This is a genomic window from Brevibacterium sp. LS14, from assembly GCF_012027885.1.
Classification (GTDB): Bacteria; Actinomycetota; Actinomycetes; order Actinomycetales; family Brevibacteriaceae; genus Brevibacterium; species Brevibacterium casei.
This window is the reverse complement of sequence record NZ_SJXG01000031.1, coordinates 93629-113299: the sequence shown is the minus strand read 5'-3', so window position 1 is coordinate 113299 and position 19671 is coordinate 93629. Positions and strand designations below refer to the sequence as shown.

The 19671-nt window shown below is 69.6% G+C and carries 17 protein-coding genes; 9 read left to right on the top strand and 8 right to left on the bottom strand.

Translation table 11 applies throughout. From position 1 onward, the window contains the following. Positions 1-193: 193 nt before the first annotated feature. On the bottom strand, positions 194-1708 hold the full coding sequence (locus EZE58_RS03320) for a PAS domain-containing sensor histidine kinase (RefSeq protein ID WP_009374874.1): 1515 nt from the start codon (positions 1706-1708) through the stop codon (positions 194-196). Positions 1709-1799: 91 nt separating this feature from the next. After that, positions 1800-6686: an NAD-glutamate dehydrogenase gene (locus EZE58_RS03315; protein WP_063249417.1), complete on the bottom strand. Its 4887-nt coding sequence runs from the start codon at positions 6684-6686 to the stop codon at positions 1800-1802. 143 nt (positions 6687-6829) lie between these two features. Between EZE58_RS03315 and EZE58_RS03310 the strand changes: the two genes are divergently transcribed. Further along, positions 6830-7294 (top strand): DUF2505 domain-containing protein, encoded by a 465-nt coding sequence (locus EZE58_RS03310; protein ID WP_009374872.1) that lies wholly within the window; start codon positions 6830-6832, stop codon positions 7292-7294. A 26-nt stretch (positions 7295-7320) separates the two neighbouring features. On the opposite strand, the gene EZE58_RS03305 is transcribed toward EZE58_RS03310, so the two are convergent. The 3 genes from EZE58_RS03305 to EZE58_RS03295 are packed head-to-tail and all read right to left on the bottom strand — an operon-like array spanning position 7321 to position 9620. Continuing rightward, complete coding sequence (locus EZE58_RS03305) at positions 7321-7764, bottom strand: hypothetical protein (protein ID WP_009374871.1); 444 nt, start codon at positions 7762-7764, stop codon at positions 7321-7323. A gap of 9 nt (positions 7765-7773) precedes the next feature. Beyond that, positions 7774-8985, bottom strand: coding sequence for a MinD/ParA family protein (locus tag EZE58_RS03300; protein WP_009374870.1), 1212 nt, complete (start codon positions 8983-8985; stop codon positions 7774-7776). After that, a complete protein-coding gene (locus EZE58_RS03295) occupies positions 8982-9620 on the bottom strand; it encodes a hypothetical protein (RefSeq protein WP_009374869.1) in 639 nt (212 codons plus the stop codon). Before EZE58_RS03295 ends, EZE58_RS03300 begins: the two co-directional genes overlap by 4 nt. A 128-nt stretch (positions 9621-9748) precedes the next feature. Between EZE58_RS03295 and EZE58_RS03290 the strand changes: the two genes are divergently transcribed. After that, positions 9749-9970, top strand: a complete 222-nt coding sequence (locus tag EZE58_RS03290; protein WP_009374868.1) for a helix-turn-helix domain-containing protein — start codon at positions 9749-9751, stop codon at positions 9968-9970. Between the two features lie 121 nt (positions 9971-10091). On the opposite strand, the gene EZE58_RS03285 is transcribed toward EZE58_RS03290, so the two are convergent. Next, entirely contained in the window at positions 10092-10607 is a 516-nt protein-coding gene (locus EZE58_RS03285) for a hypothetical protein (protein WP_131248367.1), read from the bottom strand. A 140-nt stretch (positions 10608-10747) separates the two neighbouring features. Between EZE58_RS03285 and EZE58_RS03280 the strand changes: the two genes are divergently transcribed. Both EZE58_RS03280 and EZE58_RS03275 read left to right on the top strand, forming a co-directional pair. Then, entirely contained in the window at positions 10748-11494 is a 747-nt protein-coding gene (locus EZE58_RS03280) for a LysM domain-containing protein (RefSeq protein WP_119296547.1), read from the top strand. Beyond that, on the top strand, positions 11491-11934 hold the full coding sequence (locus EZE58_RS03275) for an Rv3235 family protein (protein ID WP_119296548.1): 444 nt from the start codon (positions 11491-11493) through the stop codon (positions 11932-11934). Before EZE58_RS03280 ends, EZE58_RS03275 begins: the two co-directional genes overlap by 4 nt. 49 nt (positions 11935-11983) lie before the next feature. Here EZE58_RS03275 and secA read toward each other — a convergent pair whose 3' ends face one another. Next, a complete protein-coding gene (secA, locus tag EZE58_RS03270) occupies positions 11984-14680 on the bottom strand; it encodes a preprotein translocase subunit SecA (protein WP_009374864.1) in 2697 nt (898 codons plus the stop codon). Between the two features lie 55 nt (positions 14681-14735). Then, positions 14736-15980: a crosslink repair DNA glycosylase YcaQ family protein gene (locus tag EZE58_RS03265; protein ID WP_040340922.1), complete on the bottom strand. Its 1245-nt coding sequence runs from the start codon at positions 15978-15980 to the stop codon at positions 14736-14738. 198 nt (positions 15981-16178) lie between these two features. Here EZE58_RS03265 and EZE58_RS03260 point away from each other — a divergent pair, with 198 nt between their 5' ends. The 5 genes from EZE58_RS03260 (at position 16179) to EZE58_RS03240 (ending at position 19667) form a co-directional block, all read left to right on the top strand. Then, positions 16179-16736, top strand: a complete 558-nt coding sequence (locus tag EZE58_RS03260) for a hypothetical protein (protein ID WP_009374862.1) — start codon at positions 16179-16181, stop codon at positions 16734-16736. Positions 16737-16765: 29 nt separating this feature from the next. Further along, positions 16766-17644: a histidine kinase gene (locus EZE58_RS03255; protein WP_167559789.1), complete on the top strand. Its 879-nt coding sequence runs from the start codon at positions 16766-16768 to the stop codon at positions 17642-17644. Beyond that, entirely contained in the window at positions 17635-17922 is a 288-nt protein-coding gene (locus tag EZE58_RS03250) for a hypothetical protein (protein WP_167559787.1), read from the top strand. The genes EZE58_RS03255 and EZE58_RS03250 overlap by 10 nt, the downstream gene beginning before the upstream one ends. Next, complete coding sequence (locus EZE58_RS03245) at positions 17919-18560, top strand: response regulator transcription factor (protein ID WP_009374860.1); 642 nt, start codon at positions 17919-17921, stop codon at positions 18558-18560. Before EZE58_RS03250 ends, EZE58_RS03245 begins: the two co-directional genes overlap by 4 nt. Before the next feature lie 72 nt (positions 18561-18632). Beyond that, entirely contained in the window at positions 18633-19667 is a 1035-nt protein-coding gene (locus EZE58_RS03240) for a DUF418 domain-containing protein (protein ID WP_240941100.1), read from the top strand. Positions 19668-19671: the final 4 nt, after the last annotated feature.

The window sequence follows — 19671 nt, the reverse complement described above, 5'->3', positions numbered from 1 at the left end:
GCGTCTGCACATCGCACGCGTGGCGCCACGACATACCCGCAGCGCCACACCGCACGCGCAGCCCAGCACCTCAGCGGCGCAGCGACACAACCTCCCCGTGCACGTGGATGATTCTGCGCTACGGGTGCGGGATGGCGCAGCGGGCGCTCGGTGCAGGACGGCCCATGAGTGGATGATTCGGGCCTGCGCGTGCTCAGTCGTACGAGTCGGGACGCAGCGGCACGTCGAGGATCGCCTCGGTGCCGCCGCCGTCGCGCTCCCGCCACTGGATCGAACCGGCGAGGTCCGCGGAGACGAGAGTCCGCACGATCTGCGTGCCCAGACCGTTGCCCGGGCTCTGCGCGTCACCGAGTCCGACCCCGTCGTCGGCGATCGTGACATGGAGGTGGTCCCCGTCGCGTTCGGGGATGACCCACACGTGCCCTTCGAGGGTCTCCCCCGGTCCGAGGCTCTCCTGCTTCTCGAGCGGGAAGCCATGCTCGATGGCGTTGGTGATGAGCTCGGTGATGGCCAGCGCCAGGGAGGTCGCATCGGCTGAGGAGATCGTCCCGAAGCTGCCGCGTCGCTGGAGGCTGACCTGGACGAGCGGACTCGTCAGCTCCGGGGTGAGCCGAAGCCCCTTGTCGACGACCTCGTCGAAGTCGACCTCCGATTCCACTCCCTGACTGAGCACATCGTGGACGACGGCGATGATCGAGACCCTCCGCATCGCCTCCGACAGCGCAGCCTTCGCGGCAGGGTTGTCGATGCGCCTCGTCTGCAGGCGCAGCAGCGCGGAGACCGTCTGCAGGTTGTTCTTCACCCGATGGTGCATCTCCTTGATCATCGCGTCGCGGGAGAGCAGCTCGCGCTTGCGCCGCCTGATCTCCGAGACGTCGCGGGCGAGCACGATCGCCCCGGTCCGCTGCCCGTCGTCGGTGAGCGGGATCGCCCGCAGCGACACGCTTGTGCGCCCGACCTCGAGCTCGGTGCGCCAGGGCGCGCGGCCGGTGAGCACGAGCGGCAGCGTCTCGTCGACCTGTCGGAGCTCCGTGCTCAGAGTCGAGACCACCTCGGCGAGGTAAGCGCCCTCGATCTCGCCCCCGTGCCCGAGACGGTGCATGAGCGAGACCGCGTTCGGGGAGGCGTACTGGACGCGTGAGTCACGGTCGAGGACGAAGATGCCGTCACCGACCCGCGGTTCGCCGTGGCGGACTCCGCTCGGCGCCTCACGGTCGGGGAACGCCCCCTGCGCGATCATCGTGAGCAGAGCCATCGCTGCCTCACGGTAGTGCTTCTCCAGACGTGACGAACCCCGCCGGCGCAGATCTTCCGAGTAGCGGACGAGGATCGCGATCGTCTCCCCGTGGCGGACCAGCGGCACCGCCTCCGCACACACCTCGGTCTCCTCGGTGCCCACGCCCACGCCGAGGCACTTCGCCGGTGCGACCTCGGTCACGAGCTCCCCCGACCGCACCGCGGCGCCGAGGAGGTCCTTCTCCAGACCCGTCGCCCGAGCACCGAGGAGGTCCCGGTTGAACAGCGTCGGGCCCGTGGTCGGCCGCGCATGCGCGACGACCGTGTACGCCCCGGATGCCGAGGGTACCCAGAGCACGAGGTCGGCGAAGGAGAGATCGGCGATGAGTTGCCAGTCCCCCACGAGGAGGTGGAGGTACTCGACATCGGCCTCGTCGGTGATGCCTTCGGCGGCGAGCTGTTCGTTGAGCACGGTGTCCCTCTCGGTGGTCCTCGTCAGCGGTCCGGCGAATCGTCAGCGGGCTCGGGGTCCGACCCCGAGCCCGCTGAGACGAACGCTATCATCAGGCGCTGTGCTCGGACTCCCAGGCCGAGGACCGCACCACACCGCGCATCATGCGCAGGAGCACCGACAGGGGCGCCTGCGTGACGGTCTCCAGCGCGAGGACGGTCTCGATGGTCTCGAGCACGCGGGCGGCGACCGTCTCGTTGCGTTCGAGCCATTCGCTCAGCCGCTGCTTCGCACGTTCGTCGGGGCTGCCCGAGATCGGCGAGTCCGTGGCCGCGATGACGGAGCCGGCGACCGAGAGGATCGCGGAGTAGAAGTCGTCGCGCAGGGAACCGCGGGCCAGCGCCGACCAGCGGTCGGAGCGGTCGAGGTCTCCGATGAGCGCGAGCACCTGCGAACCCGAGAACATGTCGTTGACGGCGTAGTACACCTCGGCGACATCCTCGGCGGACTCGTTGGTCCGCGCTGCGAGCTGGGTGATGTCGAGGAGGGCGAACTCGTCGAGCAGAGCAGCCGCGCGCCATGCGAGCTCCTCGGGCACACCGTCGTCGATGTAGCCCTGTGCCTTGGCCTGCATCGCCTCGGCGTCGAAGCCGTCGACGAGGTCGGGCACACGCGAGCGCAGGGCGGCGACGACCTTGCCGTAGTTCTCGATGCCCGAATCGACGTCGAGGGTGTCCGGGGCCTGCTGGACGAGCCAGCGCGAGGACCGGTCGAGCAGCCGCACGTAGTCGTGCTGGAGCCGGACCTGGACCTCGGTCGGCACCTGGTTGTCGAGCGCGGTGATCGCGTCGAAGAAGTCGTCGAGGCCGAAGATCTCGGAGACGACGACGAAGACGCGTGCGATCTGCGGCACCGAGGCAGGAGTCTCCTCGAGCATCCGGTAGACGTAGGTGAGTCCGCCGCGGTCGACCATGCGGTTGACGAGCTTCGCCGTGGCGATCTCCCGATGCAGCGGGTGCTCGGGGATGAGCTCCCCGTACTGCTCGACGAGAGCGTCGGGGAAGTAGCCTGCGAGCTCCCGCTGCATCCAGGCCTCATCGGGCACGACGCTGTCGAGGATCTCATCGGCGGCGTGCATCTTCGCGTACGCGAGCAGCACCGCGAGCTCCGGGGAGACGTACGAGCTGAACTCGCGCTTCGCAAGCTCCTCGGCATTGGGCAGGAACTCGACCTGGCGGTCGAGGTCGGCGTGCTTCTCGAGGTAGGCGAGCATGCGGCCGTAGGTGCCCGACATCGCCTCCGTCTGCGACCTGGCCTCGCCGAGGAGGACGTTCTGCGAGTAGTTGTTCGCGAGCACCCGTTCGGCGACGTCGTCGGTGAAGGAGAGCAGCACCTTCTCGCGGTCCTCGGCGGCGAACGCCCCCTTCTGCAGGAGGGTGCGCAGCAGCAGCTTGATGTTGACCTCGTGGTCGGAGCTGTCGACGCCGGCGGAGTTGTCGACGGCGTCGGTGTTGATCGCGACCCCGTTCAGTGCCGCTTCGACGCGTCCGAGCTGGGTCACGCCGAGGTTGCCGCCCTCGCCGATGACCCGTGCCCTGACCTCGTCGCCGTTGATCCGGATGGCGTCGTTCGACTTGTCGCCGACGTCGGCGTGGCTCTCGTCCGAGGACTTGATGTACGTGCCGATGCCGCCGTTGTAGAGCAGGTCGACCGGCGCGGCGAGGATCTCGGACATGAGCTCGGCAGGGCTCCGCTTGCCGGGCTCGACGCCGATGGCGGCGGCGGCCTCGGGGCTGAGGTCGATCGACTTCGCCGACCGCGAGTAGACCCCGCCGCCTGCGGAGATGAGATCGCGGTCGTAATCCTGCCAGCTCGAGCGCGGCAGGTCGAAGAGGCGACGGCGCTCGACGAAGCTCGCTGCGGCGTCCGGGTTCGGGTCGATGAAGATGTCGCGGTGGTCGAAGGCGGCGACGAGGCGGATGTGCTCGCTGCGGAGCATGCCGTTGCCGAAGACGTCCCCGCTCATATCGCCGATGCCGACGACGGTGAAGTCGTCGACGTCGGTGTTGACGCCGAGCTCGCGGAAGTGGCGTTCGACGGACTTCCACGCACCGCGGGAGGTGATCGCCATCTTCTTGTGGTCGTAGCCGACCGAACCGCCGGAGGCGAAGGCATCGCCGAGCCAGAAGCCGCGGCGCTCGGCGATCGCGTTGGCGACGTCGGAGAAGCGGGCGGTGCCCTTGTCGGCGGCGACGACGAGGTAGTAGTCGTCACCGTCATGGCGCACGACGCGGTCGGGATGGACGACCTGCTGGGTGCCGTCGGAGGCGTAGACGAGGTTGTCGGCGACTTCGAGGAGGCTTTCGATGAAGACCTCGTAGGCGGCCTGGCCTGCGGCCATCCACGCATCCCTGTCGCTCATCGGAGGCAGCTGCTTGGGGAAGAATCCGCCCTTGGCGCCCGTGGGCACGATGAGGGCGTTCTTGACCATCTGTGCCTTGACGAGGCCGAGGACCTCGGTGCGGAAGTCGTCTCGCCGGTCCGACCAGCGCAGGCCGCCGCGGGCGACGGTGCCGAAGCGCAGGTGCACGCCCTCGACCTGCGGGGAGTACACCCACATCTCCAGCGCCGGCTTCGGCTTCGGGACGAAGCTGAGCTCGGTCGGACGGATCTTGAGCACGAGCGCCGTCGGCAGCTCGCCCGAGGCGTTCTGGAAGTAGTTCGTCCGCAGGGTGGCCCGCAGGAGCTCGAGGGAGGACCGCAGCACACGGTCGGCGTCGAGGCTCGCGACGTCGCCGAGAGCGGTCTCGATCGCTTCGTCGAGCCTCGCCATCTCCGCGTCGCGCCCGGCGTCGTCGGCGTCCGGATCGAACTTCGCGAAGAAGTAGTCGACGAGGAGGCGGGAGATCTCCGGGTTGTCGCTGTAGACCTCGCCGACATAGGCGTCGGAGTAGGTGAACCCGGCCTGGCGCAGGTACTTCCCCAGCGCCCGGATGATCGTCACGTGCTGCCAGTCGAGTCCCGCGACGACGAGGCGGTCGAAGACTCCGGCCTCCTTGCGGCCCTCCCACCCGGCGATGAAGGCCTCGGCGACCCGGTCGAAGTCAGCGTCGTCGAGGTCGCGGTCGAACCGCAGACCGAAGTCGTAGATGTAGCGATGGGTGCCGTCGGCGAGGTCGAGCTCGTAGGGCCGCTCGTCGAGCACGGTCGCGCCGAAGGCCGTGAGGTAGGGCAGCACCTCGGACAGGCCCACGCGTCCGTCGCGGTAGAGGGCGAGGCGGATCGGCGCGTCGTCGACGTCGTTGGGGCGGTAGAGGCGCACCGCCGGACCCTCACCGGATTCGATCGCCTCGAAGCGGGCGACGTCGGCGACGGCGTCGGCGGGTGTGTGGTACTCCCCGTATCCAGGCGGGAAGGAGCGCGACCACAGGTCGGCACGGGCCAGGGCCGTCCCGCTGTCCCCGCGTTCGGCGGGAGCGAGGAACGCGTGGACGTCCTCGGACCACGAGCGCACCGCGGCGACGATGCGCTTCTCGACGGTCTCCGGATCGATCTGGGGCAGTTCGGCGTCGCGGGCGACGCGGGCGACGAAGTGGATGCGGGCCAGCGCCGACTCGGTGAGGAGGACGTCGAAGTCGACGCTCTCGGCGTTGTAGAACTGGCGCAGGACCTCCTGGACGCGCACGCGTGCCGCGGTGTCGTAGAGGTCGCGGGGCATGTAGAGGATGACGGAGACGAAGCGCTGGTAGGGGTCGGTGCGGACGAAGACGCGCGACTGGCGGCGCTCCTGCATGTCGACGATCTGCATGACGACGTCGAAGATGTCCTGCGTGTCCTCGTGCATGAGGTCATCGCGCGGGTAGGTCTCGAGGATGCCGAGGAGTTCGTTGGCCGAGTGCGAGCCGGTGGGGAACCCGCTCGCGGAGAGGATCTTGCGCACCTTGCGGTTGATGACCGGGATGTTGAGGACGCTGTCGTTGTAGAACTCGGGCTTGAACACGCCGACGAAGCGGCGTTCGCCGACGATCTCGCCGGTCTCGTCGAAGGTCTTCACCCCGATGTAGTCCATGAACGATCCGCGGATGACGCGGGAGCGCGAGTTCGCCTTCGTGAGCACGAGGACGTGCGGTTCGAGCGCCTTCTCGGCCACGGCGTTCGACAGCGGGGACTTCGCGAGCGGACGCAGGGCCGAGATCCCCAGAGACGTGTGCTCGATCGGTTCGAGGCTGCTTGCCTCCGCGTCGTGGCGGTAGTCGTACTCGCGGTAGCCGAGGAACGTGAAGTGGCCGTCGAGCCAGGTGAGCAGCTCGGCGGCGGCTTCGGCCTCGGAGGCGAGCTCCGGACGCGGCGGCTTGGCATGGAGTTCGGCGGCGATCGACTTCGCCTTCTCGGCCATCGCGGTGGCGTCCTGCGCGGCGGCGGCGACGTAGTCGAGGACGCTGCGCAGCTGATCCTCGAGGGCCGCGAAGTCCTCCTCGGGGAGACGGTCGATCTCGAGCCGGATCCACGACTGCTGTTCGGGGTGGTCGGCGTCCGCCTCGGCGGCGTCCTCGCTGATGACCGGCAGGCCTGCGGTGTCCGCGGAGACGGCGGGCGCCTCGGCGGGTGAGAGCACGGTGAGGTCGCCTCCGCGGCCGTCGACGGCGATGATCGGGTGGTGGACGAGGCGGATGGCACGCCCGCTCGCGGCGAGGTCGGAGACGATCGACGAGACGAGGTGCGGCATGTCGGGCAGCACCATGGCGATCACGGTGTGGTTGTCGAGGAACTCCGGTGAGTCGACCGACGGGTTGTAGATCCGAATGGCGGGAGTGGTGCCGTCATAGTCGATGCCGAGTGCGTAGTGGGTCGCTGCCGCCGCCGCGAGAGCCTCCGCCCCAGCCTCGGCGGTGCCCGGCTCGAACCGGGGGTAGTACGCTTCGATGAAATTCTCGGGGGCGCCCTGCCCCTTCTGCTTCCTCCACTCTCCAGCAATGTCCGAATATGAGACCTGAGACACCTTTACACCTCTACGATCAGCGCACAATTATTGTCGCCGGCTCGTCTGCGGGCCGGCATCCCCAACACTATGCCCAATCGGCGACAAAGGCACGCCGGTCAGCGTGCCGTGATGGGAGCCTGACCTGCTGGCAGACTGGGACCATGCGAACTCTCACACTCAGCCACGACTACACGATCGGACTCACCGATTTCCTCGCCCTCCTCGCCGATGCCGCGACGTGGGAGGCGCTCGGCTCGGAGGCGAGCACCAAGCGGGTCGATCCCGACACCGAGGTGACGGTGCGGACTGCGGTTCCGGCAGGGGAGCTGCCGCCGACGCTGGCCGCACAGCTGCCCTCGGGAGCGGAGCTCGTCGAGATCTACATGGTCCCCGGCGACGTCATCGGGGACGCGGCTGAGGTGAGGATGACCGCCCGGGCGGCCGGCGTGCCCGTCGAGATCGACGCCCTCATCTCCCTGACCGCGCAGGGCACGGGGACGGCGCTGACGATCCGGGCGGAGATCAGCTCCTCGGTTCCGCTCTTCGGTCCGATGATCGAGCAGGCCCTCGTCCCCATCCTCGAGGCCCGGCTCAGGGAGCGGCTCGAGCGGCTCGCCGAGCGCTGAGGCGCCCCGCCCGCAGCTGTGTGGGCTCAGCCGCGGGCGCCCAGGAGGTCGTCGAGTTCGCTGCGGTCGTACCAGAGGAGATCGGACTCGCCGAGGCGGTCCTCGGCTGACCCGATGTCACCGGCACTCAGTGCCTCGTCCCAGACCTCGGCCTCGTCGAGGTGGAAGCTCGCCACCGCATCCATGTCGACTCCCTCGAGGGTGAGGAGGTCGAAGCCCTCGGCGAGCGGCTGACGAGCCGCCGCGGCGGGCGCGTCGTAGGCGACGACGACGCGCGGCGATGGCGGCTGGGCGCCGAGTGCGTCGACGGCAGCCAGGGCGGCGGCGATGCCCATCGCGGCGAACTCGCGTTCCTCGATGTCGTCGGCGCGCAGCCCGGAGACCGTCGCATCCGGGGCGACGGCGATCGTCGCCGTGAGACCTGCGCCGAGTGCGGCCAGGGTCGTGGGAATGTAGCAGCGAACGGCCATGCCCCCATCCTAGGGTGTGCGCAGACGCTCGCGCCTGCGCACCCGCCTGCGGGCCGGCAGCAGGAGTGCGGCGGCCTCCCCGATCTCCCGGGAGAGCACCGACCGCGGATTCGCCTCGAGCAGCGTCCGCCCCGCCAGCAGGGCGGCGTCGACCGTCGCCCGGTCGTCGCTGAGGACGAAGTCGGGAGCCCGCCCGGCGAACCGTTCGAGTGCTTCGCTGATCCGCCGCTGGGCGGGCGCCCCGACCGCCGAGGCACGCACCTTCGTGATTCCGATCCGCATCCGCTCCCGCACCTCCTCGGCCCGGTCGGTGCCGAGGAGGCGCACGAGCTTCTGCAGACCGATGGGGTCTCCTGCGGCGAGGACGACGACGGTGTCGGCGGCCTCGAGGGCGGCCCGGGTCGCGCAGTGGCGGTCGTAGAAGGGATCGGCGAACTCGTCGTCGGGGTCGATCCGATCGGAGACGTCGACGATGACGAGGTCGTAGAGTCCCGCGAGGTCGGTGAGGACGGACCGGAGCACGGCACCGCGCACCTCCGGCCAGCGCTCGGGTCGCGTGAGTCCCGTGACGACGTGGAGGTCATCGCGGACGACGGCGTGCGGCACCGCTGCGACCTCGGTGGGCGGCGACTTCTCCGCGGTGAGTCGGCACAGGCTCGCCAGGTGGGAGGACTCCTCGGTCAGGCCCAGCGTCGTCGCCACCATCGCGCCCACCGTGTCGGCATCGACGATGACGCAGCGGTGCCCGCGTCGGGCCGCATGATCGCCGAGGTTGACGGCCGTGAGGGTGCGTCCGGGAGACGACCCGGTCCCCCACACGGTGACGATCCGACCGGCAGCCCGGGCCCGACCCGGCGGAGTCGTCGGCCGGGGAGGGACGATGGCGCTGCGGGTGACGTCGTCGAGCGCGCGGGCGACGGTGGCCTCATCGGCGGTCGCCGGCACGGAGGCGGTGATGCCGAGACGCCCGAGCGCTGCCGTGTCCGCGCCGACGCCGAGCACCTTCGTGCCCGTCGCAGCGATCTGGGCGACGACCTCCGCGTCGAGACCCGGGAAGTACTCCCCGACGATCGCGATGTCGGCGGCACCGGTGCGGCACAGGGCGAGGAGTTCGATCTCGTCGGCGGGTCGGGCGACGACGTCGACGTCGTCGAGGTCGCTGAGGAGTTCGAAGAGGATGAGGTCGAATTCGAAGTCGACGGCGAGGAGCACCTGGGTCATGGCGCTCCCACCGCTCCGGGCGCCCCGACCACGGAGAGGACGCTGCCGCCGTCGAGTGCGGCCAGCACCTGCGCCAGCGCCTCGGTGGGGACGAACACCTCGATCCGCGCCCCGTCGCCGACTCCGAAGCTGCCGACGTCTCGGGTGATGTGGGCGACCGGGGCCGCGCTGACGAGCTGTTCCGGTTCGGCCTCGGCCTCATCGAGCCCTGAGGAGTCGGGCTGTGCCCACACATCGACGAGGCTGCCGGTGTCGACGACGGAGGGCACCGAGCCGGGCACGTCGATCGCGACGATCCGACCCTCGAGTTCGGCCATCGGCGCCACCGCCGAGGCCGGGACGAGTTCGCCGGGGGCGATGACCGTGCGCACGCTCGTATCCGCAGGCAGCGCGGTCTCTGCTGAAAGGTACTTCTCCCCGACGTCGGCGAGGTTGACCTCGGCGACGACGAGGTCGTCGGCGCTCACCGCCTGACCGGGGACGAGTGCCGCCGCACTCGCCCAGACCCTGGTCGTCGCCGTCGCAGCCCCGACGAGGAGATAGGTCGCGACGATCGCCGCGATGACGAGGACGGCACCGACGAGCAGGCGCGCATCGGTCCAGCGGGGAGGGCGAAAGCGTCTCGAGAGCTCCATTGCATCTCCGATTCGGCAGAATTTTCCATGACAGGAACTGCTTGTGAGTGATAGTATCGAACACCAAACGAGGTCAAAGCAATGATTTCGGTAAAATCAGTCGTCGCGTGGAACTTGGGAGAACCCTCATGGTCGTCGAAAACCGCTTCCTGCCGCTCACCGATGTGGCCGAGCTGCTCAATGTCTCGATCGCTCAGGCCCGTGCCCTCGTGCGCACCGGCGATCTCCGCGCCATCAAGGTCGGCGGCCGCGGGCAGTGGCGCGTCGAGAAGGCCGAGATCGAGGCCTACATCCAGCGGATGTACGAGAGGACCGAGCACGAGATCAAGGCCGGCCTCATCGACGACTGACCGTCGGTCGGCTCCGAGTGACCGTGCGGTCAGACGGCCCACCGGGCTCCGCCGCGCCTCTGCCGCACGCGCGTCGCGCAGACCGCTCGGCCGCCTGCTCATCGATCCCGTCCGCCGCGCGCTAGGCAAAGGGGTTCACCTTCGTCTGCACCGCCGCGATGCGTGCGAGCGGGACGATCCGCCCGGCGATCTCGGCGTAGTCGGCGGCGACCATCTCGAGGTGCCCGCGGACCGTTCCGCGGGAGGCCCTGAGTTCGATGGCGATCTCCTCGTGCATCGCCGCGAGCCGACGCAGAGCCGAGGCCATGCCGAGGCGCTCGAGGACGTCCTCATCCCGACGATGCCTGCGGGTGCCGACTCGGAGTTCGAACACGCCGGCCAGTGAGACGATCGTCGTCTCAGCGGCGGTGAGGACGATGATCCCCGCCCCGAGGGACGTCAGCCTCCCCGTGATCTCGCGGCTGTCGGTCGAGACCCGGATCTCGTGTCCGAGCGCTCCGCGCAGACGCTCGAGGAGCGTGCGCTCGGCGGCATGGGAGGCGAGCTCATCGGCGAGTTCGCCCCGACGGGCGTGACGCTGCTGCCATGCGTGCATGGCTTCGAGGTCGTAGAGGAAGGCATCGATGCGCTCATCCATACGGTGAAGCTTGCCCGAGGCGGTCGCACCGCGCAAGAGCCGACGACGAAACTACAGCGGAGTAGTTATCCCGGGACTGTTGACATCAAACTTCATCAAACGTCAATATAGTCGAACATCACCTATCAAGGATGTTCGACATGTTTCTTCTTGCGCTCTGTGCCATCACCTGGCTCGCTCTGCTCGGGTCGTCGGTGTCCCTGTGGGTCCTGCTCGAGCGGCCGCTCGGAGCGAGCGACCTCGTCATCCTCGTGCTCGTCACCACGGCCGCCGCTGCGTTCGCCCGGCTCGGCCTCATCTCCCTGCTCGGTCTCGCGCTGCGGATCCTCCCGCACGGCCGAGTGCGCTCGTGGGTCTCGGCGCTCGCACTGCGCTGGGCGCCGCGCCTGCTCGGATCGACCATCCTCGCCGCCGTCGCAGTCACCGGCACCGCGGTGACCGGCTCCGCTGCCGACCGGGTCCGTGATCCGAGCGCCGAGGCGGTGTCTGCGACCGCAGCCCTCGACCCCGACCGAGCACCCGATCCGGGGTGGCCGACGATCCCCGCGGACCCGCGGGATCCGGGATGGCCGACGACCGGCCCGGACGATGACGATCGCCTCGGCGATCCCCCACCCCCGACGGACCCACCCGACGGGCCCGAGGCCTCCGACGGCGACGGGACCGCTGACGATGCGGACGAGGCCGATGACCGCGATGGATCCGATTCCCCGCGCACGCACGTCGTCACTGCCGGTGAGAGCCTGTGGTCGATCGCGGGCGGGCTCATCGGGGCGGGCGACTCGCAGGCCGAACTCGTCGCTGACATCTACGCGGACAACCGGGAGGCGATCGGGCCCGACCCCGATCTCATCATGCCCGGACAGCGATTGGTCATCCGCTCATGACCGCCCCTCTCGTCCTCAGCCGTCCTCGCCGCGCCGCGCACAGGGCATCCGTCCCGCGACCGCCGACGACACCCGTCGAACCGATCGCCGACGACGCCGACCGCATCGCCGCAACGGCGACGTCGCTGGCCGTCGCCTGTCTCGAGATCTTCGCCGGAGTGCGGAGGAGCGAGTCGATCGGCCGCTGGGTCGATGCGGAACTGCTCGCGAAGATCGACCGGCGCGCGCGGCTGCGTGCGGAGATCGCCCCGGTCTCCACGGTCCGCGACCACGGCGCCGCACGCACACTGCAGGCGGAACGGGTGCGGGTCTGCCGCGTCCACGCGACCGTCGCCGAAGCGACGGTCATGGTCCGCACCCAGTCTCGGTTCCGGGCTGTCGCGGTCCGCCTCGAGCTCATCGCGAACCGGTGGACGATGACGGCTCTGGAGACGATGTGACGATCGCCCCGAGACGGCTCTCGGGGCGATCATCGGACTCAGCGCAGTCTCAGCGCTTGGCCTTCTTCTTCGCCCGGCGCTGCGCGCGGTTGGCCGGCTGCGGTGTTTCGTCGGAATCGGAGGAGTCCTCGGAGACCGCGGTGCCGCCGTCCTCGGAAGGCGCCGAGAGCTGCATCTTCGGGGTCGTGTGGCGCAGCTCCGCCGCATCGACCTCGACCTCGTCGTCCTCCCCGCCGCTGCCTTCCTGGCGGTTGACGGTCACCTGCAGGGTGTCGGTGAGGCGGACGACGTCCTCCTTGATCCCGTCCTGCATGGTCGTGAACATCTCGAAGCCCTCGCGCTGGTATTCGACGAGGGGATCGCGCTGGGCCATCGCCCGCAGCCCGATGCCGTTCTTGAGGTAGTCCATCTCGTAGAGGTGCTCGCGCCAGCGACGGTCGATGACCGAGAGGACGACGCGGCGCTCGAGTTCACGGGTCGCCTCCTCGCCGAGCTCCTCCTCCCGCTGGGCGTAGAAGACCTCGATGTCGGACTGGATCTCCGCATTCAGGCGGTTCTTCGTGAGGTTGCCCAGTCCTCCGACCTCCTCGGCGAGGTCCTCCTCGGTGATCGAGGGGGTGTAGATCTTGCCGAGGGCCTCGAAGAGCTCGTCGACCTTCCACTCCTCGACGGGTCCGGTCGTCGCCGCCTGGACGTAGGCGTCGATGACCTGCTCGCGGAAGCTCGCGACCTGGTCGGCGAGATCCTCACCGTCGAGCACCTTCCGCCGCTCGTCGTAGATGACGGTGCGCTGCCGGTTGAGGACGTCGTCGTACTTGAGCACGTTCTTGCGCTGTTCGGCGTTGCGCTGCTCGATCTGCGTCTGGGCCGAGAGGATGGCGCGGGTGACCATCTTCGATTCGAGCGGAACGTCATCGGGGACATTGGCCGTGGCCATGATCCGCTCCGCCGCTCCCGAACCGAACAGGCGCATGAGGTCGTCGGTGAGCGAGAGGTAGAACCGGCTCTCGCCCGGATCCCCCTGGCGTCCCGAACGGCCGCGCAGCTGGTTGTCGATGCGCCGCGACTCGTGGCGTTCGGTGCCGAGGACGTAGAGTCCGCCGAGTTCGACGACCTCTGCGGCCTCCGCCTCGACCTTCTCCTCCGCCTCGGCGAGGACCTCCTGCCACTGCGCCTCGTACTCCTCGGCGTCGTCGACGGGGTCGAGCCCGCGCTTCTCCATCTCGGACACGGCGATGAACTCGGCGTTGCCGCCGAGCATGATGTCGGTGCCGCGGCCAGCCATGTTCGTCGCCACAGTGACCGCGCCCTTCCGGCCGGCCAGCGCGACGATCGCCGCCTCACGCGCGTGGTTCTTGGCGTTGAGGACCTCGTGGCGCACCCCGCGCTTGGCGAGGTGCTTCGAGAGGTACTCGCTCTTCTCGACGCTCGTCGTGCCCACGAGCACCGGCTGACCGGTCTCATGGCGTTGGACGATGTCGTCGACGACGGCGTCGAACTTCGCGACTTCGTTCTTGTAGACGAAGTCCGGCTGGTCGACGCGCTGCATCGGCTTGTTCGTCGGGATGGGGACGACGCCGAGCTTGTAGGTCGACATGAACTCCGCGGCCTCGGTCTCGGCGGTGCCGGTCATGCCCGAGAGCTTGTCGTAGAGCCGGAAGTAGTTCTGCAGCGTGATCGTCGCCAGGGTCTGGTTCTCGGCCTGGACCTTGACCTTCTCCTTGGCCTCGATCGCCTGGTGCAGGCCCTCGTTGTAGCGCCGCCCCTTGAGCACACGTCCGGTGTGCTCGTCGACGATGAGGACCTCGCCGTCGAGGAGGACGTAGTCCTTGTCCTTCTTGAACAGCTCCTTGGCGCGGATGGCGTTGTTGAGGAAGCTGATGAGCGGAGTGTTCTCCGCGTCGTAGAGGTTGCCGATGCCGAGGTAGTCCTCGACGCGCTCGATGCCGGGTTCGAGGACGCCGACGGTGCGCTTCTTCTCGTCGACCTCGTAGTCCCGGTCGGCCTTGAGGCGGCCGACGACCTTGGCGAACTCCTCATACCATCGGTTCGCGTCGCCCTCGGCGGGGCCGGAGATGATGAGCGGGGTGCGGGCCTCGTCGATGAGGATCGAGTCGACCTCATCGACGATGGCGAAGGAATGGCCGCGCTGGACGAGCTCCTCGGCCGACCACGCCATGTTGTCGCGGAGGTAGTCGAAGCCGAACTCGTTGTTCGTGCCGTAGGTGATGTCCGCGGCGTACTGCTTCCGTCGCTCGTCGGCGGGCATGTTCGCCTGGATGCAGCCCGTCTCCATCCCGAGGAAGCGGAAGACGCGGCCCATGAGCTCCGACTGGTAGGTCGCGAGGTAGTCGTTGACGGTGATGATGTGGACGCCGCCGCCGGTGAGCGCGTTGAGGTAGGCGGGGGCCGTGGCCACGAGCGTTTTGCCCTCACCGGTCTTCATCTCGGCGATGTTGCCGAGGTGGAGTGCGGCTCCGCCCATGAGCTGGACGTCGAAGTGCCGCATGCCCAGTGTCCGGCCCGAGGCCTCGCGCACCGCGGCGAAGGCCTCCGGCAGCAGCGAGTCGAGTGATTCGCCGTCCTCAACGCGCTTGCGGAAGCGGTCGGTCTCCTCGCGCAGCTCGGCGTCGGACATCTCGCCGAACTCGTCGGACAGCGCATTGATCGCGTCCGTGTACCGGCGGAGCTTCTTGAGCGTGCGGCCCTCACCGGTGCGCAGAAGCTTCTCGAGGATATTAGCCACTTCTCTCCTAAACGGCGCTGGACGCCTGACGACAACTCGAACGACTGTATAGTCCCTAGCTTAATGGCACGTGAGTGCCCGCCACATCCAGTGCGTCCGCCCCGAGCCACCTCCCCATCGCCGAAAGCTCCGCCACGAGCTCGTCGCAGTGCTCCTCGCCGGGCTCCCAGGTCACCCGGTGGGCGCGGAGGACCCCGGCCGCCCGATCGCGGTGGAGGTCGACGCGTCCGACGAGCCGATCGCCGAGGAGGAAGGGCAGGACGTAGTATCCGTGGACCCGCTTCGCGGCCGGGGTGTAGATCTCGATCCGGTAGTGGAAGCCGAAGAGCCATTCGATGCGCCGTCGGTAGAAGACGAGGGGGTCGAAGGGGGCGAGCAGCGCCCGCGCCGCGACGGTGCGCGGAGTCCTCGCCGCGTGCCACTTGAGCGCCGGAGTGCCCTCGACGTCGACCTCGACGAGCTCCCCCGTGGCGAGGAGGACCTCGATGGCCGCATCGGTCGGGGCCTGCAGCTGGCGGAAGTAGTCGGCCAGACAGTCGGGTCGGGCGACCCCGAGGGCGCGGGCGGCGATCCGGGTGAGCGCGAGGACGTCGTTGTCCCTGCCCGAGATCCCCCGTCGGCGCGCCGCGTCCGATGTGCGCAGACCGAGCTCGGGGTCGGCGTCCGTGCCGTAGGACAGCGGAGTCTCCCCGAGCAGGGGGCTGACGTCGCGGGGCAGGGCGTAGAGGCGTTCGAAGTGGTCGTTGCGTCCGGCCGCGCTCACTGCTCCCGCCGCGAACAGGGCCTCGAGCGCCATCTTCACCTGACTCGGATTCCAGCCCCAGTGGCCGCGGTGGCGTTCGGGGATCTCGTGGTCGACGAGCTCGGCGGCGGTGCGCGCGGTCTGCGGACCCGCTGCCAGTGCGTCGAGGAGTGCTGACTGCAGGCGGCGGAACTCCTCTCCGGTCTGCGGGTCGCGCTGCCCGTAGTCGTTGCGCCACCATTCGGCGCGGCTGCGGTCGAAGTGCCGCCAGGTCTCCGGGGGGACGAACGCCGCGGCGTGCGCCCAGTACTCCACGCCCATCCGCGGCGCACGGTAGAGCAGACGGTCGAGACGGGCGCGCTCGTAGGGTCCGAGCCGGGAGTAGAAGGGAAGGTAGTGGGAGCGCACGACCCGGGCGACGGAGTCGATCTGCGCCAGCCCCATCCGGGCGAACGTCGCCTTGAGATGACGGGCGGTGACCTGCTCCGGTCGCGGACGGTCGAGGCCGGTGGCGGCGATCGCGGTCCTCCGCGCCGCTGCGAGAGACATTCGCTGCATGGGCCCACCCTAGGCCACGGCACCGACACGGCGGTCTCGGCACTCTTGTGAGCGCACCGGTCCGGCGGGCATCGAGAGCCAGGGGCGAGCGATGACCGAACGGCTGAGGCGGATCGGCCGAACGGCCGAGGTGAGAGGGCTTCCTGCCGGGAAGGATGGGAGACCCAAGCGGACAACTGCACAGAACAGGACATCACCATGAAGAAGGTCGTCATCGCCCTCACCGCCACCCTCTCCGTCTTCGCCGTCGGCATCGGCGCGCTCTTCCTCTGGGAGTACCGGTCGAAGGCCCAGCTCGAGGCACAGGTCGAGGACTACCTCGGCGCCTGCGATCTCTCCCCGACGGCGATGGACGTCCGCGGCCGCCCCTACATCCTCTCCGCGATGTCGGACCGGGCGGAGCTCACCTACGTCGACATCGCCCCGCAGCCGGGCATGACGAAGGACCAGCTGCTCATCCAGGAGCTCAAGGACGGCAGCGCCGAGCGCGTCCGCCGCTTCGTCACCTTCGCCTACCCCTCGCAGGATGCCGCCCCGATCACCGAATCGGACGGGTCCTTCTCGGATCGCGCGCGCATCGACGGCACCCCGGTGACGTTCTCGGGAACCGCCGCCGACGGCACGCTCACGGTCTTCGCCGACGGCCGACCCATGGGTGAGCTCAGGCTCCCGCGCGACGTCGCACTCCGGGGCGTGTTCGCCAACGAGGCCGGGGTCGCCGCCGAGCTCGAATACGCCGCGAACCTCTGCGGATGAGTCAGCCGCGGCGACTAGACTGGGACGCGATGAAGACCGTCCTGCCCTGGCTGTGGATCGCGCCGCTGCCGCTCACCCTCCTCCTCGATGTCACATCGGACGGAGGCTGGCCGATCCTCGTCGGCAACCTCGTCGCCGTCACGGTCGCGCTGCCCGCGCTCTGGCTCGGGCAGCGCGCCGCCGCACCGCGTCCCGCCTTCCTCCGCCTCGCTGCCGCAGCACTCATCGTCGCAGCCGGCGTCGTCGCCGTCTCCCAGCTGCTCAGCCTCACAGTGCTCTGGCTCTCGCTCGTCGCCCTCGCACACCTCTCCCGCCGCTTCACCGACCCGCTGTCGGTGGCCCTCCTCACCGTCCTCGCCCTCACCGCGGTCGTCGTTCCCGGTCTCATCCCCGGCGACGGCCTCACCTTCGCCTTCGGTGCCTCGACGCTCGTCGTCGCGGCACTGGCTCTGGGTCTGCTCATGCGGATGTTCGACCGTTCCCTCCATCAGCGCCAGGCCACCGCCGCCGAGGCGGAGCGCCGTCGCATGGCCACCGACCTCCACGACCTCGTCGCCCACGAGGTCACCGGGATCGTCGTCCTCGCCCAGGCCGCCTCGCGCGCCGAGGATCCGTCCGTGCTGCGGGCAGCGCTCGGGCGCATCGAGGAATCGGGGTCGCGTGCCCTCGAGGAGATCCGCTCCCTCGTCGCCTCCCCGGCCGGCACCGCCGCCGCGGCACCGACGGCACCGACCGCGCCGACCGCTGCGGGACCCGAGGCGCTCGAGCGACGACGCCTCGACGCAGAGCGGCATCGACCTCCCCGCGCCCGTGCCGACCGCCGTGTGGGCGACGCTCGACCGCGTCCTCGTCGAGGCTCTGACGAACGTCCGTCGGCACGCGGGCCCGGGGGGCGCACGTGTCCATGACGATCGCGAGCTCTCCCGACGCCGTCGCCCTCACCGTTGAGAGCACCGGAGGCCTCGGCGGCATCGGCCGCGGCGGCGGGACCGGTCTGCACGGTCTGCGGACCCGGGTCGAGGACCTCGGCGGGGACCTCACCGCCGGGCCGATCGACGGTGCCTGGCGGTTGCGCGCCCGACTCCCGCTCGCCGCAGCCCCTCCGTCCGGCGGCACCCTCTCGCCCGGCGGCACCCCGTCCGCACATGCCCGCCCCCACACCCCCGAGAGCGGAGACCGCCCATGATCAGAGTCCTCGTCGTCGACGACCAGGAGATGGTGCGGATGGGCTTCACGCTCATCCTCGACGCCGATCCGGAGATGACCGTCGTCGGCCAGGCCGCCGACGGGGTCGAGGCGATCGGTCTGGCGAAGTCCGAGGCTCCCGATGTCATCCTCCTCGACATCCGCATGCCCCGCCTCGACGGACTCGCAGCCCTCCCCCGGCTCACCCCGCTGGCGAAGGTCATCATGGTGACGACCTTCGACGACGAGGACTACGTCGACTCCGCACTCGCCGGCGGCGCCAGCGGCTTCCTCCTCAAGGACGCCGGCCCCGACCTGCTGCTCGCCGGGGTCCGTGCCGCGGCCGCCGGCGACGCCCTCATCTCCCCCTCGCTCACCCTCGACCTGCTCAGCCGTCGCACGGGGTCGGCCCCTGCCCACGACGACCGGGTCGCGCGGCTGAGCGACCGCGAGGCCGAGGTCGCCCGCCTCGTTGCGACCGGACGGACGAATCAGGAGATCGGGGCCGAGCTCTTCATCTCTCTCGGCACCGTCAAGACGCATCTGGCGAACATCCAGGCGCAGCTGGGGGCGCGCAACCGGGTCGAGATCGCCGCTGCGATGTGGGAGTCGGGAGCGATGAATCAGCCGAACGGCTGAGTGCCTCCGGCCACGCGGCCGATCGAATCCGCCTCGGCGCCGACGAGGATGGATCCCATGAACTCAGAACCGATGACACTCTCATCCCACGACGTCACTGCCGCCCCGACGCGGCGCCCCCGCCGCATCGCCGCCCTCGATGTCCTGCGCGGCTTCGCCCTGTGCGGGATCATCCTCGTCAACCTGCCGCCGCTCTTCGGGCTCAGCTCCGTCACCGCCGACGGCGAGGTCCTCCCGCTCTACGCACTCAGTCAGGACCTCGTCCAGAACCGCTTCTTCCCGATCTTCTCGTTCCTCTTCGGCATCGGCTTCGGCATCATGTGGCTCTCGGCCAGCCGTCGCAGCCCCCGCCCTCGCCTCGCGCTGCTGCGCCGATTCCTCTTCCTCGGCGTCCTCGGCGCCCTCCACATGCTCCTGCAGCCCGGCGAAGCGCTTCTGCCTTATGCGATCGCCGCGCTCGTCGTCCTCCTGCCCTCGACGTGGATCCCCGCCCGCCTGCTCGCGCCGGTGACGGCCTCCGTCGGTGCGCTCCTCCTTCTCGCCGGCGTCGCGACCGGCGGCGGTATGGCCATCATCCCGGGACTCTTCCTCGTCGGCTTCGCCACCGGCTACACCGACCTCGTCCGCCGCAGCCTGGCGCGCCCCGGTCTCCTCGCCCTCATCGGTGGCCTGGCCGCCGCCGTCACGGTCGCAGGCTTCCTCCTCACGGACTTCCAGACCCGGCAGATCGACCAGTGGATCAACGCCTCACTCGGCATGACGATGGCTCTGAGCTTCGTCACCGGCATCATGCTCCTCATGCGCACCCCCGCCGAGGCGGTCCTCACCCCCGTGCTCGCCCCGCTGGGTCGGATGGCGCTGAGCAACTACATCGGCGCAACCCTCCTCCTCGTCGGCGTCCGCTTCCTCGTCCCCGACCTCGCCGCGTTCGACGACCAGGGCGGCTACCTCGCCGGACTCGTCGTCTGCGCCGGGATCCTCGCCCTCCAGATCGTCGTCTCCGCGCTGTGGCTGCGCGTCTTCTCTCAGGGCCCGCTCGAGCGCCTCTGGCGCCTCGTCACGTGGGGTCGCGGCAGGACCGAGAGCGCTCCCGCGTCCGCGCACTGACAGC